We start from the raw sequence: 15,221 nt of genomic DNA, 5'->3' as shown, positions 1-15,221 counted from the left end.
CGCCGTTGGTACGAGAGGCACTCAGCTCAGTGGTTTCACGTGAAACATCTACGGCCGCCCCCGGAGACACCATCGGCGCCCGGGACGGTGACTGGCCCCGGCCGCCCAAGACCCGCATCTTCACCGTCGCCAACCAGAAGGGCGGCGTCGGCAAGACCACGACGTCGGTGAACCTGGCGGCGGCGCTGTCCATCCACGGCCTGCGGGTGCTCGTCGTCGACCTCGACCCGCAGGGCAACGCCTCGACCGCCCTGTCCATCGAGCACCGTGGCGACGTCCCCGACATGTACAAGGTCCTGGTCGAGGACGTGCCGCTGGCGGAGGTCGTGAAGGAGGTCCCGGAGATGCCGGGTCTCTACTGCGCCCCCGCCACGATCGACCTGGCGGGTGCCGAGATCGAGCTGGTCTCCATGGTCGCCCGTGAGGCCCGGCTGCAGCGCGCGCTCGCGGCCTACACCCAGGTCGAGTTCGACTACATCCTCATCGACTGTCCGCCCTCGCTCGGCCTGCTGACCGTCAACGCGTTGATGGCCGCCAACGAGCTGCTGATCCCCATCCAGTGCGAGTACTACGCGCTTGAGGGGCTCGGCCAGCTGCTGCGGAACGTTGACCTGGTCCGTGCCCACCTGAATCCCACGCTCGACCTCTCCACCATCCTGCTGACGATGTACGACGGCAGGACCAGGCTCGCCTCCCAGGTCGCCGACGAGGTCCGCTCCCACTTCGGGGACACGGTGCTGAAGAACGTGATCCCGAGGAGTGTCCGTGTCTCCGAGGCGCCGAGCTACGGCCAGTCGGTCATGACCTACGACCCGGGCTCCAGCGGTGCGATGGCCTACATGGACGCCGCCCGTGAGATCGCCTACCGTGGCGCCGCCGTGTGAACGCGCCGAGATCCGCAGAAACAGCAGGGGAGGGACCGTGGTAGCTAAGACACCCAGGGGACTGGGCAAGGGGCTGGGCGCGCTCATCCCGACGGGCCCCACCGTGCTGGAGACGACGCCACCGGCCGTCACCTCGACCCTGGTCGTGGACGAGCCCACGGTCCAGCAGCCGAAGCCGGTCGCGGGCGCCTACTTCCTTGAGATCCCCGTCGAGGACATCACGCCCAACCCGCGTCAGCCCCGGGACATCTTCGATGACCAGGCGCTGGACGAGCTGGCCATCTCCATCCGGGAGGTGGGGCTGCTCCAGCCCGTCGTGGTTCGCCCGGCCGGCGAGGGACGCTATGAACTGATCATGGGGGAGCGCCGCTGGCGTGCCTCGAAGATCGCCGAACTCTCCAAGATCCCCGCGATCGTACGGAGCACCGAGGAGGACAAGCTCCTGCTGGACGCTCTCATCGAGAACCTCCAGCGCGAACAGCTCAACCCCCTTGAGGAGGCGGCGGCCTACCGGCAGCTGCTCGACGACTTCGGCGCCACCCACGAGCAGCTGGCCACCCGTGTCGGGCGGTCCCGCTCCCACGTGTCGAACACCCTGCGGCTGCTCAACCTGCCCGCCAAGGTCCAGCTCCGGGTCTCCGCCGGGACGGTCAGCGCCGGGCACGCCCGCGCGCTGCTCTCCCTGAACGACCCCGTGGCACAGGAACGGCTCGCCGACCGGATCGTGGCGGAGCTGCTGTCGGTTCGCGAGGTCGAGGAGATCGTGGCGGTCGGCGACGCCAAGGCGGCGCCCGCCCCCACCACCCGGAAGGTGCCGAGGGCACGTCAGTCGGAGGAGCCGACGCTCCGCCATCTGGCCGACCGGCTCTCCGACCGCTTCGAGACCCGGGTGAAGGTGGACTTCGGCCGTCGCAAGGGGCGCATCGTCGTGGAGTTCGCGACCATCGACGACCTTGAGCGCATCATTGCCACGATGGCTCCGGGAACCATGCAGCAGACCGAAGACTGAAACACCCGGGCGCCTGTTTCACGTGAAACAGGCGCCCGGGTGTTTCACGTGAAACCCTCAGCTCTCCAGTACGGTCTGCCGTACATCGGCCGCGAAGGCGTCCACGTCCTCGGTCGAGGTGTCGAAGGCCGTCACCCAGCGCACCACGTGGGCCGCCTCCTCCCACACATGGAAGAGATGGCGCTGCTGGAGTTCGGTGATCACCTTCTCCGGCAGGGAGGGGAAGACCGCGTTCGACTGGACCGGATAGCGGAGCGCGACACCGGGAAGGCCGGCGACGCCGTCCGCCAGCCGATGGGCCATGGCGTTGGCGTGGGAGGCGTTCCTGCGCCAGAGGTCGTCGGTGAGGAGCGCGGTCAGCTGGGCCGACACGAAGCGCATCTTCGAGGCGAGCTGCATGCCCTGCTTGCGGAGGAACAGCGCGGGAGCATCCAGCTCGGGCCTGAGGATGACGAGCGCCTCCGCCCCCATGGCGCCGTTCTTTGTGCCGCCGAAGCTGAGCAGGTCCACTCCGACGTCACCGGTGAGCGCACGCAGGGAGCAGCCAAGCTCCGCGGCGGCGTTGGACAGGCGGGCGCCGTCCATGTGGAGGAAGAGTCCGTGGGCGTGGGCGAAGTCGGCCAGTTCGGCGATCTCATCGGGGGTGTAGCAGGTGCCGCACTCGGTCACCTGGGAGATGGAGATGACCCTCGGCTGGGAGTGGTGCTCGTTCCCCAGGATGGAGAGCTGGTCGCGGACGGCCTCGACGGTGAGTTTGCCGTCGTCCGTCGGGATCGGAACGAGCTTGGCGCCGAGTACCCGCTCTGCGGCGCCACACTCGTTGGTGTTGATGTGGGCGCTGCTCGGGCACAGGACGGCGTCGTAGGAGCGCAGGACGAGCCCCAGCCCCACGACGTTGGCGCCGGTGCCGTTGAACATGGCGTAGGCGCTCACCTGGGGGCCGAACTCGGCGCGGAAGGCCTCCTCCATCGCCCGAGTCCAGGGATCGCCGCCGTAGGCGGGAGTGTCCGAGACGTTGGCCTCAACGATGGCGGCGATCACGTCCGGGTGCACTCCGGCGTGGTTGTCACTGGCGAAACTCTTGGGAAGACGCACGGCGTCCACCATAAGTGGAACAATCCGGCGCCGGTCCCCCGGCGCCGGACAAATCAGTTCAAGCAGAGTGCCGAGCGGCAGCCTGTTCCAGCAGGGCCTGGCAGAGGGTGCCAAGATCGTCGCCCGCCGCCTCGATCGCCATGGGCAGCAGCGAGGTCTCGGTCATGCCGGGGGCGACGTTGACCTCAAGGAAGTACGGCAGGCCCGCCTCGTCGACGATGAGGTCGGTGCGGGAGACATCACGCAGGCCCAGCGCGGTGTGGGCCGTGACGGCCATCTCGGCGCAGGCCTGCGAGACCTCGGGGGACAGCCGGGCCGGGGCGAAGAACTCGGTGTGCCCGGCGGTGTAGCGGGAGGCGTAGTCGTACAGGCCGGCGTCGGGCACGATCTCCACCGGAGGCAGGGCGACCGGGCCCTCGCCGAGGTCGACCACGGAGACGGAGACCTCGACCCCTTCGATGTAGCGCTCGATCAGCGCCGTGTCGCCGTAGGCGAAGCAGCCGACCATCGCCGAGGGAAGCTCCTGCGCGGTGCGGACCATCGACGCGCCGAGCGCCGAACCACCCCGGGACGGCTTGACGAACAACGGCAGGCCGAGCCGTTCGACGATCCGGTCGAGCACCGCCGAGGCACCCAGGTCGTGGAAGGTCTCCTTGGGCAGCGTCACCGACTCGGGGGTGCGCAGGCCGAAGGAACGGACGACGGCCTTGGCGGTCGGCTTGTCGAAGGCCACCCGGCACGCGTCGGGATCGGCGCCCACATAGGGCACCGAGAGCAGTTCGAGCACCGAGCGGATCGCGCCGTCCTCACCCGCCCCACCGTGCAGGGTGACGAAGACCGCGTCCGGCGGATCGGCGAGTACGGCGGGCACGAGGGAGGCGTCGGTGTCACGTGTCTCCACCGGGATCCCCACCGCGCGCAGCGCCTCACTCACCCGGCGGCCCGACCGGAGGGACACCTCCCGCTCGTAGGACAGACCACCCGCGAGAACGAGCACGTGGCCCAGATCACTCATCCGAAAAAACCTCTCTTCACGGCCCACGCCGAGCCTTTGGGGTCGCTCTCATCACGCCGGGGACGATCGCCACAACGGCGCCGGAAGTCACCGTACGGCACGGCACCCGAAGTGACGTCACCCACCGGTTCACGGATGGCGCGTGGCGGGCGTCCGGAAGCGGCCGTCGAACCAGCCCCTTCACGGAGCACCGCGCCGAGAGCCTCCACAGGCTTCACACGGCAGAAGGCGGTGTGGCGAGCGGAAGCGCCCGTCACACCGCCCAGGGAAGCCCGCTCGGACCTCAGGCCAGGTCAGGCCCCGGGGTGTCCACCCCGCCGCGTTCGATGGGCGCGTCCGGCCCGAACGTCTCGCGCGTCTGCATCTCCTGCTCGATCACCCCGGCCAGGCGGCGCACGCCCTCACGGATGCGCTCCGGCTCGGGATAGCAGTAGGACAGGCGCATGTGGCGTGTGCCGCCGCCGTCGGCGTAGAAGCCGGCGCCGGGGACGAACGCCACCCGCTCCGCCACCGCGCGGGGCAGCAGCACCTTGGAGTCCAGCCCCTCGGGAAGCGTGGCCCAGACGAAGAAGCCGCCCGCCGGGCGCGTCCAGGAGCAACCCGCGGGCATCATCGCCTCCAGGGCGCCGAGCATGGCGTCACGGCGCTCGCAGTACAGCTCCCTGAAGGTCTTGATCTGCTGGCGCCACGGCTGGGTCGCGAGGTACTGCCCGACGGCGAGCTGGGTGAAGGTCGAGTGCGACAGGACGGCCGACTCCATCGCCAGCACCAGCTTGTCGCGGATGGCGTGCGGTGCCAGGGCCCAGCCGACACGGAAACCGGGTGCCAGAGTCTTGGAGAAGGAACCGAGGTAGACCACCCCGTCGGGGCAGTCGGCCCGCAGCGCCCGCATGGTCGTGCCCTCGAAGCCGAGCAGGCCGTACGGGTTGTCCTCCACGATCAGCACGTCGGCCCGCTGGCAGATGTCCAGGATCTGCTGCCTGCGCGCGGTGCTGAGCGTGACCCCGGCGGGGTTGTGGAAGTTGGGGATGGTGTACAGGAACTTGATCCTGGTGCCCGCGGTCTTCAGCGCGTAGATCGTCTGGGCCAGCGACTCGGGGATGATCCCCTCGTCGTCCATGGCGATGTGGATGACCTTGGCCTGGTAGGCGGAGAAGGTGCCCAGCGCGCCCACGTAGGAGGGCCCCTCGGCCAGGATGACGTCGCCCGGGTCGATGAAGACGCGGGTGATCAGGTCGAGGGCCTGCTGTGAGCCGACGGTCACCACGACGTCGTTGGCGTTGCCCTCGATCCCCTCAAGGCGCATGACCTCGCAGATCTGCTCGCGCAGGTGCGGGTCTCCCTGGCCTGAGCCGTACTGGAGCGCGACCGGGCCCCTGCGGGCCACCAGGTCGGCGACGAGCTCGCCCACGACGTCCAGCGGAAGAGCGGTGACGTACGGCATGCCCCCCGCGAGCGAGACCACCTCGGGCCTCGACGCGACGGCGAAAAGAGCTCGAACCTCGGAGGCGACCATCCCGGTGGCTCGTGCGGCGTACCGGTCGACGTAGGCGTCGATCCGCGACCCCTGGGGCGCGATGGTCTGACCGTGATCTGACTCTTGGGGCACGGTCCACCTCCTTGGTTACGGGGAGCAACGAGTGCTCAAGTTAGAGAAACCAGCGTACGACAGTGATGGTTGTCGTCTGCGTGTGGGGACGGGAGACCCTGAAACGAAGGGCCTCACTGAGCTACGATGCCAGCTGGAGACGCCGTTTTCGCGCGTTTTCCGCCACGGCTTGCGCTCGTCTCGCCAGGATTGGGGCCAACAGGTGTCGCGTCGGCTGGCAAACGTCACTCTCGACAATCTTGACGACCTGCCGTACCGGTGCCGCCGGTGCGTGTTCTGGGAGCTTGACCCGGTGAACGGCAACCGTGCGATCGAGGCGGGTGATCCGGGGCTGGAGAAGGAGGCCTGGATCTCCTCGACCCTGCTGGAGTGGGGAAGCTGCGGGAAGATCGTCTACGTGGACGGCGTCGCGGCCGGCTTCGTGCTCTACGCGCCCCCGCACCACGTGCCCCGCTCCATCGCCTTCCCCACCTCACCGGTCAGCGCCGACGCCGTGCTGCTGATGACGGCCCACATCATCCCGGAGTTCTCCGGAGGTGGCCTGGGCCGGATGCTGGTGCAGGGAGTGGCCAAGGACCTCACCCGGCGCGGGGTGCGGGCGATCGAGGCGTTCGGCGACCTGAAGTGGGAGCAGCCCGGCGCGTGCGTGATGCCCGCGGACTATCTGCTCTCGGTCGGCTTCAAGACGGTCAGGCCGCACCTGCGCTTCCCCCGGCTGCGCCTCGAACTCAAGTCCGCCGTCTCGTGGCGTGAGGACGTCGAGGTCGCCCTGGAGAGGCTGCTCGGCTCCATGTCCCCGGAAAGGGCGCTCAGGCCCGTCTGAGATGGTTTGGGCCCCTTCCAGGGCCCTCCTGGAGGACCTCATCGACCTCAAGAGTCACGAAAGCCCCCCGCATCGCGTCGCGGGGGGCTTTCGCCGGGTGGGTGTGCCGCTCGGAAGCGGTGGTACGGCTCCGCTGTGGGGAGCGCAGCCGCAGGGGGCGTCACAGACCCTTTCGACAGGGTCTAGATGATGCCCTCAAGCTCGCGAAGCAGCATCGACTTGGGCTTCGCGCCGATGATCTGCTTCACGACCTCTCCACCCTTGTAGACGTTCAGGGTCGGAATCTGGAGTACACCGTACTGTCCGGCGATCGTCGGGTTCGCGTCCACATCGATCTTGACGATGGTCAGCTTGTCCGCGTGCTCGTTGGCGATCTCCTCCAGAATCGGGGCGACCTGGCGGCACGGGGCGCACCACTCCGCCCAGAAGTCGACGATGACGGGCTTGTCGCTCTTGAGGACCTCAGCGTCGAAGCTGGCTTCGGTCACGTTCTTGATGGCGCCCAAGGTTCCGGTACTCCCTCTTCGTGGTGGTGATCTGGATCAGCTCTCGTGCTCGGCGAGCCACCGCTCGGCGTCGAGCGCGGCGGAGGTGCCCGTGCCGGCGGCGGTGATCGCCTGGCGGTAGATGTGGTCGACGACGTCGCCGGCTGCGAAGACGCCGTCCAGGTTGGTGCGGGTGTAGGGGGAGTCGACCTTGATGTAGCCCTCGTCGTCCAGCTCGACCTGGCCCTTGACCAGCTCGGTGCGCGGGTCGTGACCGATGGCGATGAACAGGCCGGTGGCCGCCAGCTCGCTCTCCTCGCCGGTCTTGAGGTTGCGCAGGCGCACGGCGGAGACCTTGTTCTCGCCGAGGACCTCGACGACCTCGCTGTCCCAGACGAAGCGGATCTTCTCGTTGGAGAAGGCCCGGTCCTGCATGATCTTGCTGGCGCGCAGCTCGTCACGGCGGTGCACGATGGTCACCGAGTTGGCGAACCGGGTGAGGAAGGTGGCCTCCTCCATGGCGGTGTCGCCGCCGCCGACGACCACGATGTCCTGGCCGCGGAAGAAGAAGCCGTCACAGGTGGCACACCAGGAGACGCCGCGTCCGGAGAGGCGCTTCTCGTTGGGCACGCCGAGCTCACGGTAACCGGAGCCGGTGGCCAGGATCACGGCCTTGGCGAGGTGGGTCTCGGTGGCGGTCTTGACGACCTTCGGGGTGACGGTCAGGTCGACCTCGACCACGTCGTCGGCGACCAGCTCGGCACCGAACCGCTCGGCCTGCTTGCGCAGGTTGTCCATGAGGTCGGGACCCATGATGCCGTCGGGGAAGCCCGGGAAGTTCTCCACCTCGGTCGTGTTCATCAACGCGCCGCCCGCGGTGACCGAACCTTCGAAGACCAACGGCTTGAGATCGGCCCGGGCGGAGTAAACAGCCGCGGTGTAACCGGCGGGACCCGACCCAATGATGATCACATTCCGGACTTCACTCACTGCTGCGCCTCTCCTCCGTCGTTGCCAGTGGCGTCAACAGATCCTAGGCGCCGGTGATTCCCGTATGTCACGACGGAGCCCGGCATGGACGAATCCATACCGGGCTCCATGATCGTTCGAGAGGACTTCGAGAGGTCGAGGCCCTACTTCCAGCGTGCCAGGGCGGGCTTGCGCACGTTGTCACACTGCGGGCCCGTGACGTAGACGCGCACCGTGTTCCTGGCCTTGTTGCTCCAGAAGAGCATGACGTTGGCCTCCTGGCCGTTGTAGAAGCCCTGGTCGACGGCGAACGGTGCCCTGCCGACCTTCGCGGAGACCTGCTTGACACACTCGTCGAGCTTGATGCCCTCCGACTGCTCCTGGGCCAGCACGATCTGCGCCGGGCCGATGTAGTCGAGCAGCGGCCCGCGCAGCTGCTCCTCGGTGTAGTTCCAGTTGCTGTCGGTCAGCTGGTACCCGTCGCCCTTCGGCACCACAGGCATGGCGTACGGACTGGGCTGGCTGCTTGAAGAGGGGCTCGCGGTGAGCGCGCCACTCGTCATCACGGCCGTGCCCGCGATCGCCGCCGCCACACCCGCCGCCGCGGCCGACAGCGCCCACCGGCGCCGCGGGTTCCCGCGCCGCCGTACGGGCCTGACGGTGCCGTCGTCGCCGACGACCCCCAGCCGTGGCACCAACTCGGGCACGGGCTCGGGCTCCGGTTCCGGCAGGACCGGCTCGGGCTCGGGCAGGGACGCCGCCGTCTCCCACGGCGCGTCGCGCATGATGTCGTCCCAGGCCGGTGCCTCCACCAGGCCTATTCCACCTCCACGGAAGCTCTGGGCCTCTGCGGCCAGCGCGCGGTCGATCCGGAGCGCGACTCCCATCGGCATCGCCGGAGTGGGCGTCGCCGCGAGCACCTCACGGACCGCTGCGAGGTCGGCGAGGCTTTCGCCACAGGGGTCGCAGATCGCGAGATGTTCGCGTACCTGCAGGGCCGTGGCGGCGTCGAGGAGACCCTCTGCCAACTCGGCGAGAGTCTCCAGGTCGTAGTGCGTATCACCCGTCACGAAGTTCTGCTCCCTTCGCGGATGAGACGCGAGTCAGGTCGGATCGGTTCCGCAGGTGGGAAAGAATCGGGGCAAGTTTCGCGCGTCCTCGCGCGCACCTGCTCTTCACGGTGCCGCTCGGCACCTCAAGGACCTGGGCCGCGTCCTCCACGGAGTACCCCATCATGTCCACGAGTACGAGCGCCGCCCGCTGGTCGGACGGCAGCAGCTTGAGCGCGGCGGAGACCTCCATGGAGACCTCGCGCTCGGCCGTCTGGTCGAGCACCGGCGTGTCCCGCTCGGCGGCCTCGACGAGTTCGTCGTCCGCGACGGGCCGTACGGACTTCCTGCGCATCCGGTCGAGGCAGGCGTTGACCACGATGCGGTGCAGCCACGTGGTGACGGCCGCCTCGCCACGGAAGCTCTCGGCCTTCCGATAGGCCGAGACGAAGGCGTCCTGTACGGCGTCGGCCGCCTCGTCGGGGTCACCCAGCGTGCGCAGGGCGACCGCCCACATGCGGTCCCGGTGTCGCTTGACGAGTTCACTGAAGGCGTGTGGATCCCCGGCGATGTGACGGGTCAGCAGGTCGGCGTCGGACACGGCCGGTCGCGCCATCTGCTGTCCCGCCGCTGGCGGGGGCTCTGGTGGGGAATTCACGGGAAGAGTCCTGCTTGCCGATCCGGGGATAACACCATTACGTGATAGATGGTGCCACGAAATCTCACATGATCGGCAAGAACTCGACTAAAAGCGATCAAATCACTCTGGCGCTACTTGACGGCGGTCACCTTCACGTCGAAGACGCTTCCGCGGAACATGCCCTGGTAGGGGGGCAGCTTGGTGAACCAGATCAGGACGTAGCGTCCCTTCTCCGTGGAGTCGGCGCTGTAGGTCTTCTTGCCGGTCAGTCCGGAGAACTTGTGGACCGTCTTCAGGCCGCCCAGGTCGGCCGAGTCACCGATCCGCAGTTCGACGGTGCCGCTCGGGCTCAGGTTGCCGAAGTCGACCGTCACCTGCTTGACCGGCACGCTCTGCCCCAGGTCGAGCAGGAGGCCGACCCCCTTCTTCAGGTTGCCGAAGTCGGCCGAGGTGTAGGACTCCGAGTGCCAGTCGGTCGAGGACTTGCTGTCCACCGCGTTGAGCGCGAGCTCGGGCCGCTCCTCGCCGTCCGCGCCGAACGGGTCGAAGCCGGTGACCGACTTCGGCTTGACCTCACGGGTCTCGACGGGAACCGGCTGCGTCGGGGTGACGGTCACCCCCGCCGTCGGGGTGCCCGCGTTGCCGATACTGCGGCCGATCGTCCAGGCGCCGACCCCGACGGCCGCCATCACCAGCAGCACGATCGCGGTCATGGCCACCTTGCCGAGCATCCCGCCGCCCTGGGCGGGCAGTGGCCGGTGCTGGACGTGCTGGATCTGCGGGGCGGGGCGCTGGGGCGAGGCGGTGTCCACACCGTCGGAGCGCGAGGCCGTGACCGGCGGCGGCGCCACCGGCATCGGCGTGGGCACCGGGACGGGCCGGGGAACGGCGCTGAGGGCCTCGGCCAGCTCGGCGGGCGTGGCGAAGGGGGGCATCCCACGCTTGACCTCGGACAGTAACGCCCGGCAGGCGATGGCGTCGAGATAGCCGGGAACCCCCGCCGTGACCTGCCGGGGCGTGCAGAGCTGCCCGTCGTTCAGCGGCGCGGGCGGCAGCCCGAAGTCCTCCTCGCCCGCCCAGTGCCCGGTCAGTCCGGCGTACAGCAGGCGGCCGAGCCCCTCGGTGTCGGCACGGGCCGCGTCCTCGCTCGTGACGTCCATCAGCGCGGCGTCGGTGCCGAGGCCGAGCACCTTGACCGTGCTGCCCGCGGCCGTCCACACCAGGTGCTCGGGGGTGAGGCACAGATGGGCCAGACCGGCCTCGTGGGCGTGCGCCAGTGCCTCCGCCGCCTCGGCGACCAGCGCGGCGGCCCGCTCGGGCTCCAGCGGGCCCGCGGCGACCATGTCGGTGAGGGTCTCGCCGCTGACCCACTCGCTGACGACGTAGGAGCGGCCGTCGTCCTCGGTGGTCGCGTCGAAGACCTGGGTCAGCCGGGGGTCGGTCAGTCTGCTGGCGACCCGGGCGGCGGAGATGACCTGCTCCAGCCGGGGGAAGCCAGGATCGAAGGTGTACACCGCGACGGGCCTGGCGAGCACCTCGTCGATGGCCTTCCAGAGTGTCGCGCCGTCTGACTCGTGGACACGGTCCTCAAGCCGGAAACGCTCAGCCAGCTTGGTGCCGGGTTCGACGACGGAGGAACTCATGGGCTCTCCACAAGTGAGAACACGACAGCGCCCCACCAGATTGACACATCAGGACACATCACGCGATGCCGGGTGGATACGCCCACGCCCTCCTGCTTCCATTAGCCGCATGTCGTCACACGCGTTACACCATGTTAGTCGCGCGCAGGTTCCGCCCGTGTTCTCCTTGTCAGACGCCGGGACCAGGTTCTCGGATTACCGGCGTACCCGGCTCGCGACCATTTCAACGACCGAACTGACCTCGGGGATGCGCATCCGGTGCGCGATGGCCAAGTAGAGAACCATACCGAGGCCGCCACCGGCGGACAGCATCACGGCCGCGCTGAGCGCGTTCAGGCCGGTCAGCTCCTGGGAGACCCACAGCACACCGAGCGCCAGCAGCGCCGCGGGCAGGGCCGCGACGTACATCCGTGACAGGCCCGCGGCGACCGCGCGTCCCCCGAGACCGCCGACCCGGCGGCTGGCCAGGGTCCAGGCGACCGCGGTGCCCAGCACGTAGGTGACGGTGAAGGAGAAGCCGAGCCCCATCACGATGTACTGCGCGGGCAGGGTCAGGTAGGCCAGCAGGCTCAGCAGGCCGTTCACCGCCACGTTGCCGACGGCGACGAAGACCGGCGTCCTGGTGTCGCCGAAGGAGTAGAAGACGCGTAGCAGGAGCTGGAAGAGCGAGAACGGCACCAGCGCCAGCCCGAAGACCTGGAGCACGTTGCCGATGTAGACCGCCGAGTCGACGGTCATGTTGCCCCAGGAGAAGATCAGCACGGTCACCGCGGGGCCCAGCACCATCAGCAGCAGCCCGGCGGGCACCAGCAGCGCCGAGATCAGGCGCACACCGGAGGAGAACTCCTGCGTGACCGCGCCGTACTGCTCGTCGGCGACCGCCCTGCTCATCCTCGGCAGCATCGCCGTGATCACCGAGACCGCGATGATCCCGTAGGGGAGCTGGAAGAACTGGTAGGCGTAGGCGTAGGCGGAGTTGCCCGCGCCGGGGGCCCGCTCACCGGCGCCGGAGGCGAGCTTGGTGGTGATCAGGAAGCCGAGCTGGCTGATCCCGACGTAGGCGAACGTCCACACCGCGGTGCGGCCCATCTCGCCGAGGCCCGCCTCACGCAGGTCGAGCCTGGGCACGAACCGGAAGCCCGCCCGGTGCAGCGAGACGACCAGCACCGCGCACTGGGCCACGATGCCCGCGGTCGTGCCGAGACCGAGCAGGGCCAGGTTGGCGTCGCTGACGGTCCCGATGTTCGTGCCCGCCGTACCCAGCGTGAGGTAGTAGGTCAGGGCGACGCCGATCATCACGATGTTGTTCAGCACCGGCGCCCACATCGGGGCGCCGAACCTGTCGCGGGTGTTGAGGATCGCGCCCGCGATCGCGCCGACGCCGAAGAAGGCGATCTGCGGAAGGATGAACTGCGCGAGCCTGACCGCGACCTCGGTCTTCCTGGGGTTCCAGTCGGCGCTGTAGAGGCTGATCAGCGGCCCGGCCAGCAGCACGCCCGCCACGGCGACCAGCGTCAGCACGATGATCCCGAGCGTCATCAGCCGCTGCTCGTAGGCCCGGCCCCCGTCGGGGTCGTTGCGCTGCCGCTTGACGATCATCGGCACCACGACGCTGCTCAGGACGCCGCCGATGAGGAAGTCGAACAGGATGAGCGGGATCGTGTAGGCGACGTTGTAGGCGTCGCCGAGGGCGAGGGTGCCGATGGCCGCGGCGAGCACCGCCGTACGGACGAATCCCGTGACGCGGGAGACCATCGTGCCCGCCGCCATGACCGCGCTCGCGCGCAGCACCCTGCTCATCGTTCTTCCTCCGCCAGATCGCTCGAATCGCTCGCCAGATCGCCGGGCCGCCGGGCCGTCACGACTCGGTGCCCGCCGGAGCGCTCGCGCGCCTCGGTGGTACGGCCGCCGCCGCCCGGCGGCCTCCCCTGCGCCGCAGGACGCGCAGGACGACCGCGGCCAGCAGGACCATGAGGGCCGCCCCGACGATCACCAGGGCGATCCCGGTGTAGCCGGTCGTGCGGACCGTGATCTCGACGGGCGCGCCGTACCTGCGTCCGTCGTCCGTCATCAGCTGGACCTTGACCGTCGTCTGGCCACTGGCCAGCACCGTCATGGGGACCCTGACGGTGTCGCTCTGACCGCCCAGGATGGTCCGGTGGTCCTCGTAGGTCTCGATCTTCAGCAGTTTGGGCTGCTCCGAGGTCACCCTGAGGCGGACCGAGACCTCGCTGCCCGCCCCGGTCAGGCCGTTGCGGACGCTGATCGGCACCTCGCCGTTGGTGCCCGCGAGCGTGCGTAACGGGGACTGCTCGTTGCCGGTGATGGAGACCTGCTTGATGCGGTCGTCGACCGCCGTGTCCACCTGCTCGACGTACGGTGTCGCGGCGTCCCCCCGCTCCCGCCAGGCGGAGGAGGAGAGCCGCAGCAGCGCCAGGTCGAACACGTCGAAGTCCTGCGCCTTGGTGATCGCCGAGGTCAGGTCGGCGCGGCGGCCGACCCGCCTGACGCTCTTCATGTACGGCTTGGCCAGCTCGGCGCGCCGGTCCTGCTCGGTGTAGGTGAGGTCGGCCCGCTGCGGCGCGAGGCCCTTGCCCGGCCTGATCGAGTCGAGCCTGGCCGGAGCCAGCCACGGCAGTGAGGCGGCCGTCTTGACCAGGTCCGTCACATAGGCGGGATCGGGGGACCAGCGCCGCTGGGGGGCGGCGATCACGGTCCGCCGGGTGGTCACCGGCTCGGCGGCGAGCATCGCGGTCTCGGCGATGAAGCGCCTGCGGCTCAGCACGGCGGCGCCGGGCACCGTGACGTCCGCGCCGAGGGCCTCGCTCAGCGTCCTGTCGGTGAGCAGGGCGGTGACCGGGCCGTTGACGGTGTTCAGGGTCGCCGAGGCGTCCGGCGTGGTCGCCGGAGGCGTCGTCGGCGGCAGGGCGGCCTCGTCGAGCAGCACGGTCTTGACGCCCTGGGCGGCGAGCAGGTCGAGGCCGTCGTAGTCGATCTTCCCGTTGGCCGGCCAGTTCAGGGTGGTGATGAGGTCACGGCCGAAGGCCCTGCTGCCGACCAGCCTGGCCGCCTCTACCGCGGTCTTCGCCGAGTCGTCGACGCCGCCGTGGGCCAGCGCCGCCACGTCGGGGTCGGCGTAGGGCGTCGCCACAACCGGCTCGTTGACCAGGGCGGTGCGCAGGTCGCCGAGCCAGGCCGCCGCCGCGGTGTCGCCGGAACGGCTCTCCACCTTGTCCTTGACCTTCACCGAGTACGGCTCGCCCAGGGTCTGGGCGTCGTCGATGAGGGAGGGGTCAAGGACCCAGGTGAGGTTCTTGGCCGAGGCGGTGCTCTGGGCGAGCTTGAGCAGGTTGCCCAGGCGCTTGCCCGGGGCCATGGAGGCCGACAGGGTGTCGTCGAGGAAGACGCCGTCGACGGCCCTGCGGGGCTGGTCGACGATCGGCAGCACCATGGCCAGCCGGGTGCGGGCCACCTGGGTGCCGACGGGCATGTGGACCAGGAAGGTGCGCTGGACGGCGATCGGCTGCCCGTAGACGTCGCGCACCTCGACCATGAGCGGATAGACCCCGAAACGGGTCAGGCTCAGTTGCTGCGGGGTGAAGGTGAAGTCCCAGGAGGCCTTGGCCCCCGGCGCGAGGCTCTCCGGCTGCAGGACGAGTTCGTCGCGCCAGGAGGTCGGCTGGGCGCCCACTCCGCCGACGTAGGCCTCCATGTCGGAGCGCCGCGTGAACGGCTGGGAGGAGTAGTACATCCTGCGCCGCATGCCGGTGACCGTCTGGGTCCCGGTGTTGACGAAGGTGCCGGAGAACTTGATCTCGGTGGTCGGCTCACGGGTCACGTCCGGCGTCAGCGCGCCGATCACCAGCTGGGGCGCCTGCCGCCCGGCGGCGGTCTCAGTCGTCTGGGCACTCGCCGTACCAGGAACGGCCACGGCCGCGGGGGAGAGCAGCGTGGCGGTCAGTACGGCGAGCAGCGTGGCCTTGCGGATCACGCGCTGGCC

General features: G+C 69.3%; 13 protein-coding genes. 3 read left to right on the top strand and 10 right to left on the bottom strand.

What is annotated here, in order from left to right; all coding sequences use genetic code 11:
- Window positions 1–29 precede the first annotated feature (29 nt).
- Together ACIBVQ_RS27100 and ACIBVQ_RS27095 are read left to right on the top strand one after the other, a co-directional pair.
- On the top strand, window positions 30–884 hold the full coding sequence (locus tag ACIBVQ_RS27100; RefSeq protein ID WP_352013633.1) for a ParA family protein: 855 nt from the start codon (window positions 30–32) through the stop codon (window positions 882–884).
- Window positions 885–921: 37 nt separating this feature from the next.
- Window positions 922–1,893, top strand: coding sequence for a ParB/RepB/Spo0J family partition protein (locus ACIBVQ_RS27095; protein ID WP_352013634.1), 972 nt, complete (start codon window positions 922–924; stop codon window positions 1,891–1,893).
- Window positions 1,894–1,950: 57 nt separating this feature from the next.
- Here the strand turns inward: ACIBVQ_RS27095 and ACIBVQ_RS27090 are convergent, their stop codons facing one another.
- The 3 genes from ACIBVQ_RS27090 to ACIBVQ_RS27080 form a co-directional block, all read right to left on the bottom strand.
- Entirely contained in the window at window positions 1,951–2,988 is a 1,038-nt protein-coding gene (locus tag ACIBVQ_RS27090; RefSeq protein WP_399180819.1) for a threonine aldolase family protein, read from the bottom strand.
- 58 nt (window positions 2,989–3,046) lie between these two features.
- Complete coding sequence (locus ACIBVQ_RS27085; protein WP_352013636.1) at window positions 3,047–4,003, bottom strand: D-alanine--D-alanine ligase; 957 nt, start codon at window positions 4,001–4,003, stop codon at window positions 3,047–3,049.
- A 283-nt stretch (window positions 4,004–4,286) separates the two neighbouring features.
- On the bottom strand, window positions 4,287–5,519 hold the full coding sequence (locus ACIBVQ_RS27080; RefSeq protein ID WP_352013726.1) for a PLP-dependent aminotransferase family protein: 1,233 nt from the start codon (window positions 5,517–5,519) through the stop codon (window positions 4,287–4,289).
- A gap of 295 nt (window positions 5,520–5,814) precedes the next feature.
- Here ACIBVQ_RS27080 and ACIBVQ_RS27075 point away from each other — a divergent pair, with 295 nt between their 5' ends.
- The gene (locus tag ACIBVQ_RS27075; RefSeq protein ID WP_184716989.1) at window positions 5,815–6,435 is read left to right on the top strand and encodes a GNAT family N-acetyltransferase; all 621 of its coding nucleotides are present in this window, start codon (window positions 5,815–5,817) and stop codon (window positions 6,433–6,435) included.
- A gap of 182 nt (window positions 6,436–6,617) precedes the next feature.
- Here ACIBVQ_RS27075 and trxA read toward each other — a convergent pair whose 3' ends face one another.
- The 7 genes from trxA to ACIBVQ_RS27040 form a co-directional block, all read right to left on the bottom strand.
- On the bottom strand, window positions 6,618–6,941 hold the full coding sequence (trxA, locus tag ACIBVQ_RS27070) for a thioredoxin (protein WP_352013637.1): 324 nt from the start codon (window positions 6,939–6,941) through the stop codon (window positions 6,618–6,620).
- A gap of 36 nt (window positions 6,942–6,977) precedes the next feature.
- Window positions 6,978–7,910 (bottom strand): thioredoxin-disulfide reductase, encoded by a 933-nt coding sequence (trxB, locus tag ACIBVQ_RS27065; RefSeq protein WP_352013638.1) that lies wholly within the window; start codon window positions 7,908–7,910, stop codon window positions 6,978–6,980.
- Between the two features lie 143 nt (window positions 7,911–8,053).
- Window positions 8,054–8,959, bottom strand: coding sequence for a hypothetical protein (locus ACIBVQ_RS27060; protein ID WP_362781964.1), 906 nt, complete (start codon window positions 8,957–8,959; stop codon window positions 8,054–8,056).
- Window positions 8,949–9,554 carry an RNA polymerase sigma factor SigM gene (sigM, locus tag ACIBVQ_RS27055; protein WP_184716997.1) on the bottom strand — a complete coding sequence of 202 codons (606 nt, stop codon included), beginning with the start codon at window positions 9,552–9,554 and terminating at the stop codon, window positions 8,949–8,951. Before sigM ends, ACIBVQ_RS27060 begins: the two co-directional genes overlap by 11 nt.
- A gap of 155 nt (window positions 9,555–9,709) precedes the next feature.
- Window positions 9,710–11,221 (bottom strand): protein kinase family protein, encoded by a 1,512-nt coding sequence (locus tag ACIBVQ_RS27050; RefSeq protein WP_399180816.1) that lies wholly within the window; start codon window positions 11,219–11,221, stop codon window positions 9,710–9,712.
- Between the two features lie 195 nt (window positions 11,222–11,416).
- Window positions 11,417–13,021 carry a murein biosynthesis integral membrane protein MurJ gene (murJ, locus tag ACIBVQ_RS27045; RefSeq protein ID WP_352013641.1) on the bottom strand — a complete coding sequence of 535 codons (1,605 nt, stop codon included), beginning with the start codon at window positions 13,019–13,021 and terminating at the stop codon, window positions 11,417–11,419.
- 58 nt (window positions 13,022–13,079) lie between these two features.
- Complete coding sequence (locus ACIBVQ_RS27040) at window positions 13,080–15,212, bottom strand: DUF6049 family protein (protein ID WP_362917188.1); 2,133 nt, start codon at window positions 15,210–15,212, stop codon at window positions 13,080–13,082.
- Window positions 15,213–15,221: the final 9 nt, after the last annotated feature.

The organism is Streptosporangium sp. NPDC049376, from assembly GCF_044466505.1.
In the GTDB taxonomy this organism is placed as follows: domain Bacteria; phylum Actinomycetota; class Actinomycetes; order Streptosporangiales; family Streptosporangiaceae; genus Streptosporangium.
Note: the sequence above shows the minus strand (reverse complement) of the source record. Positions and strands in the feature narration are given on the sequence as shown.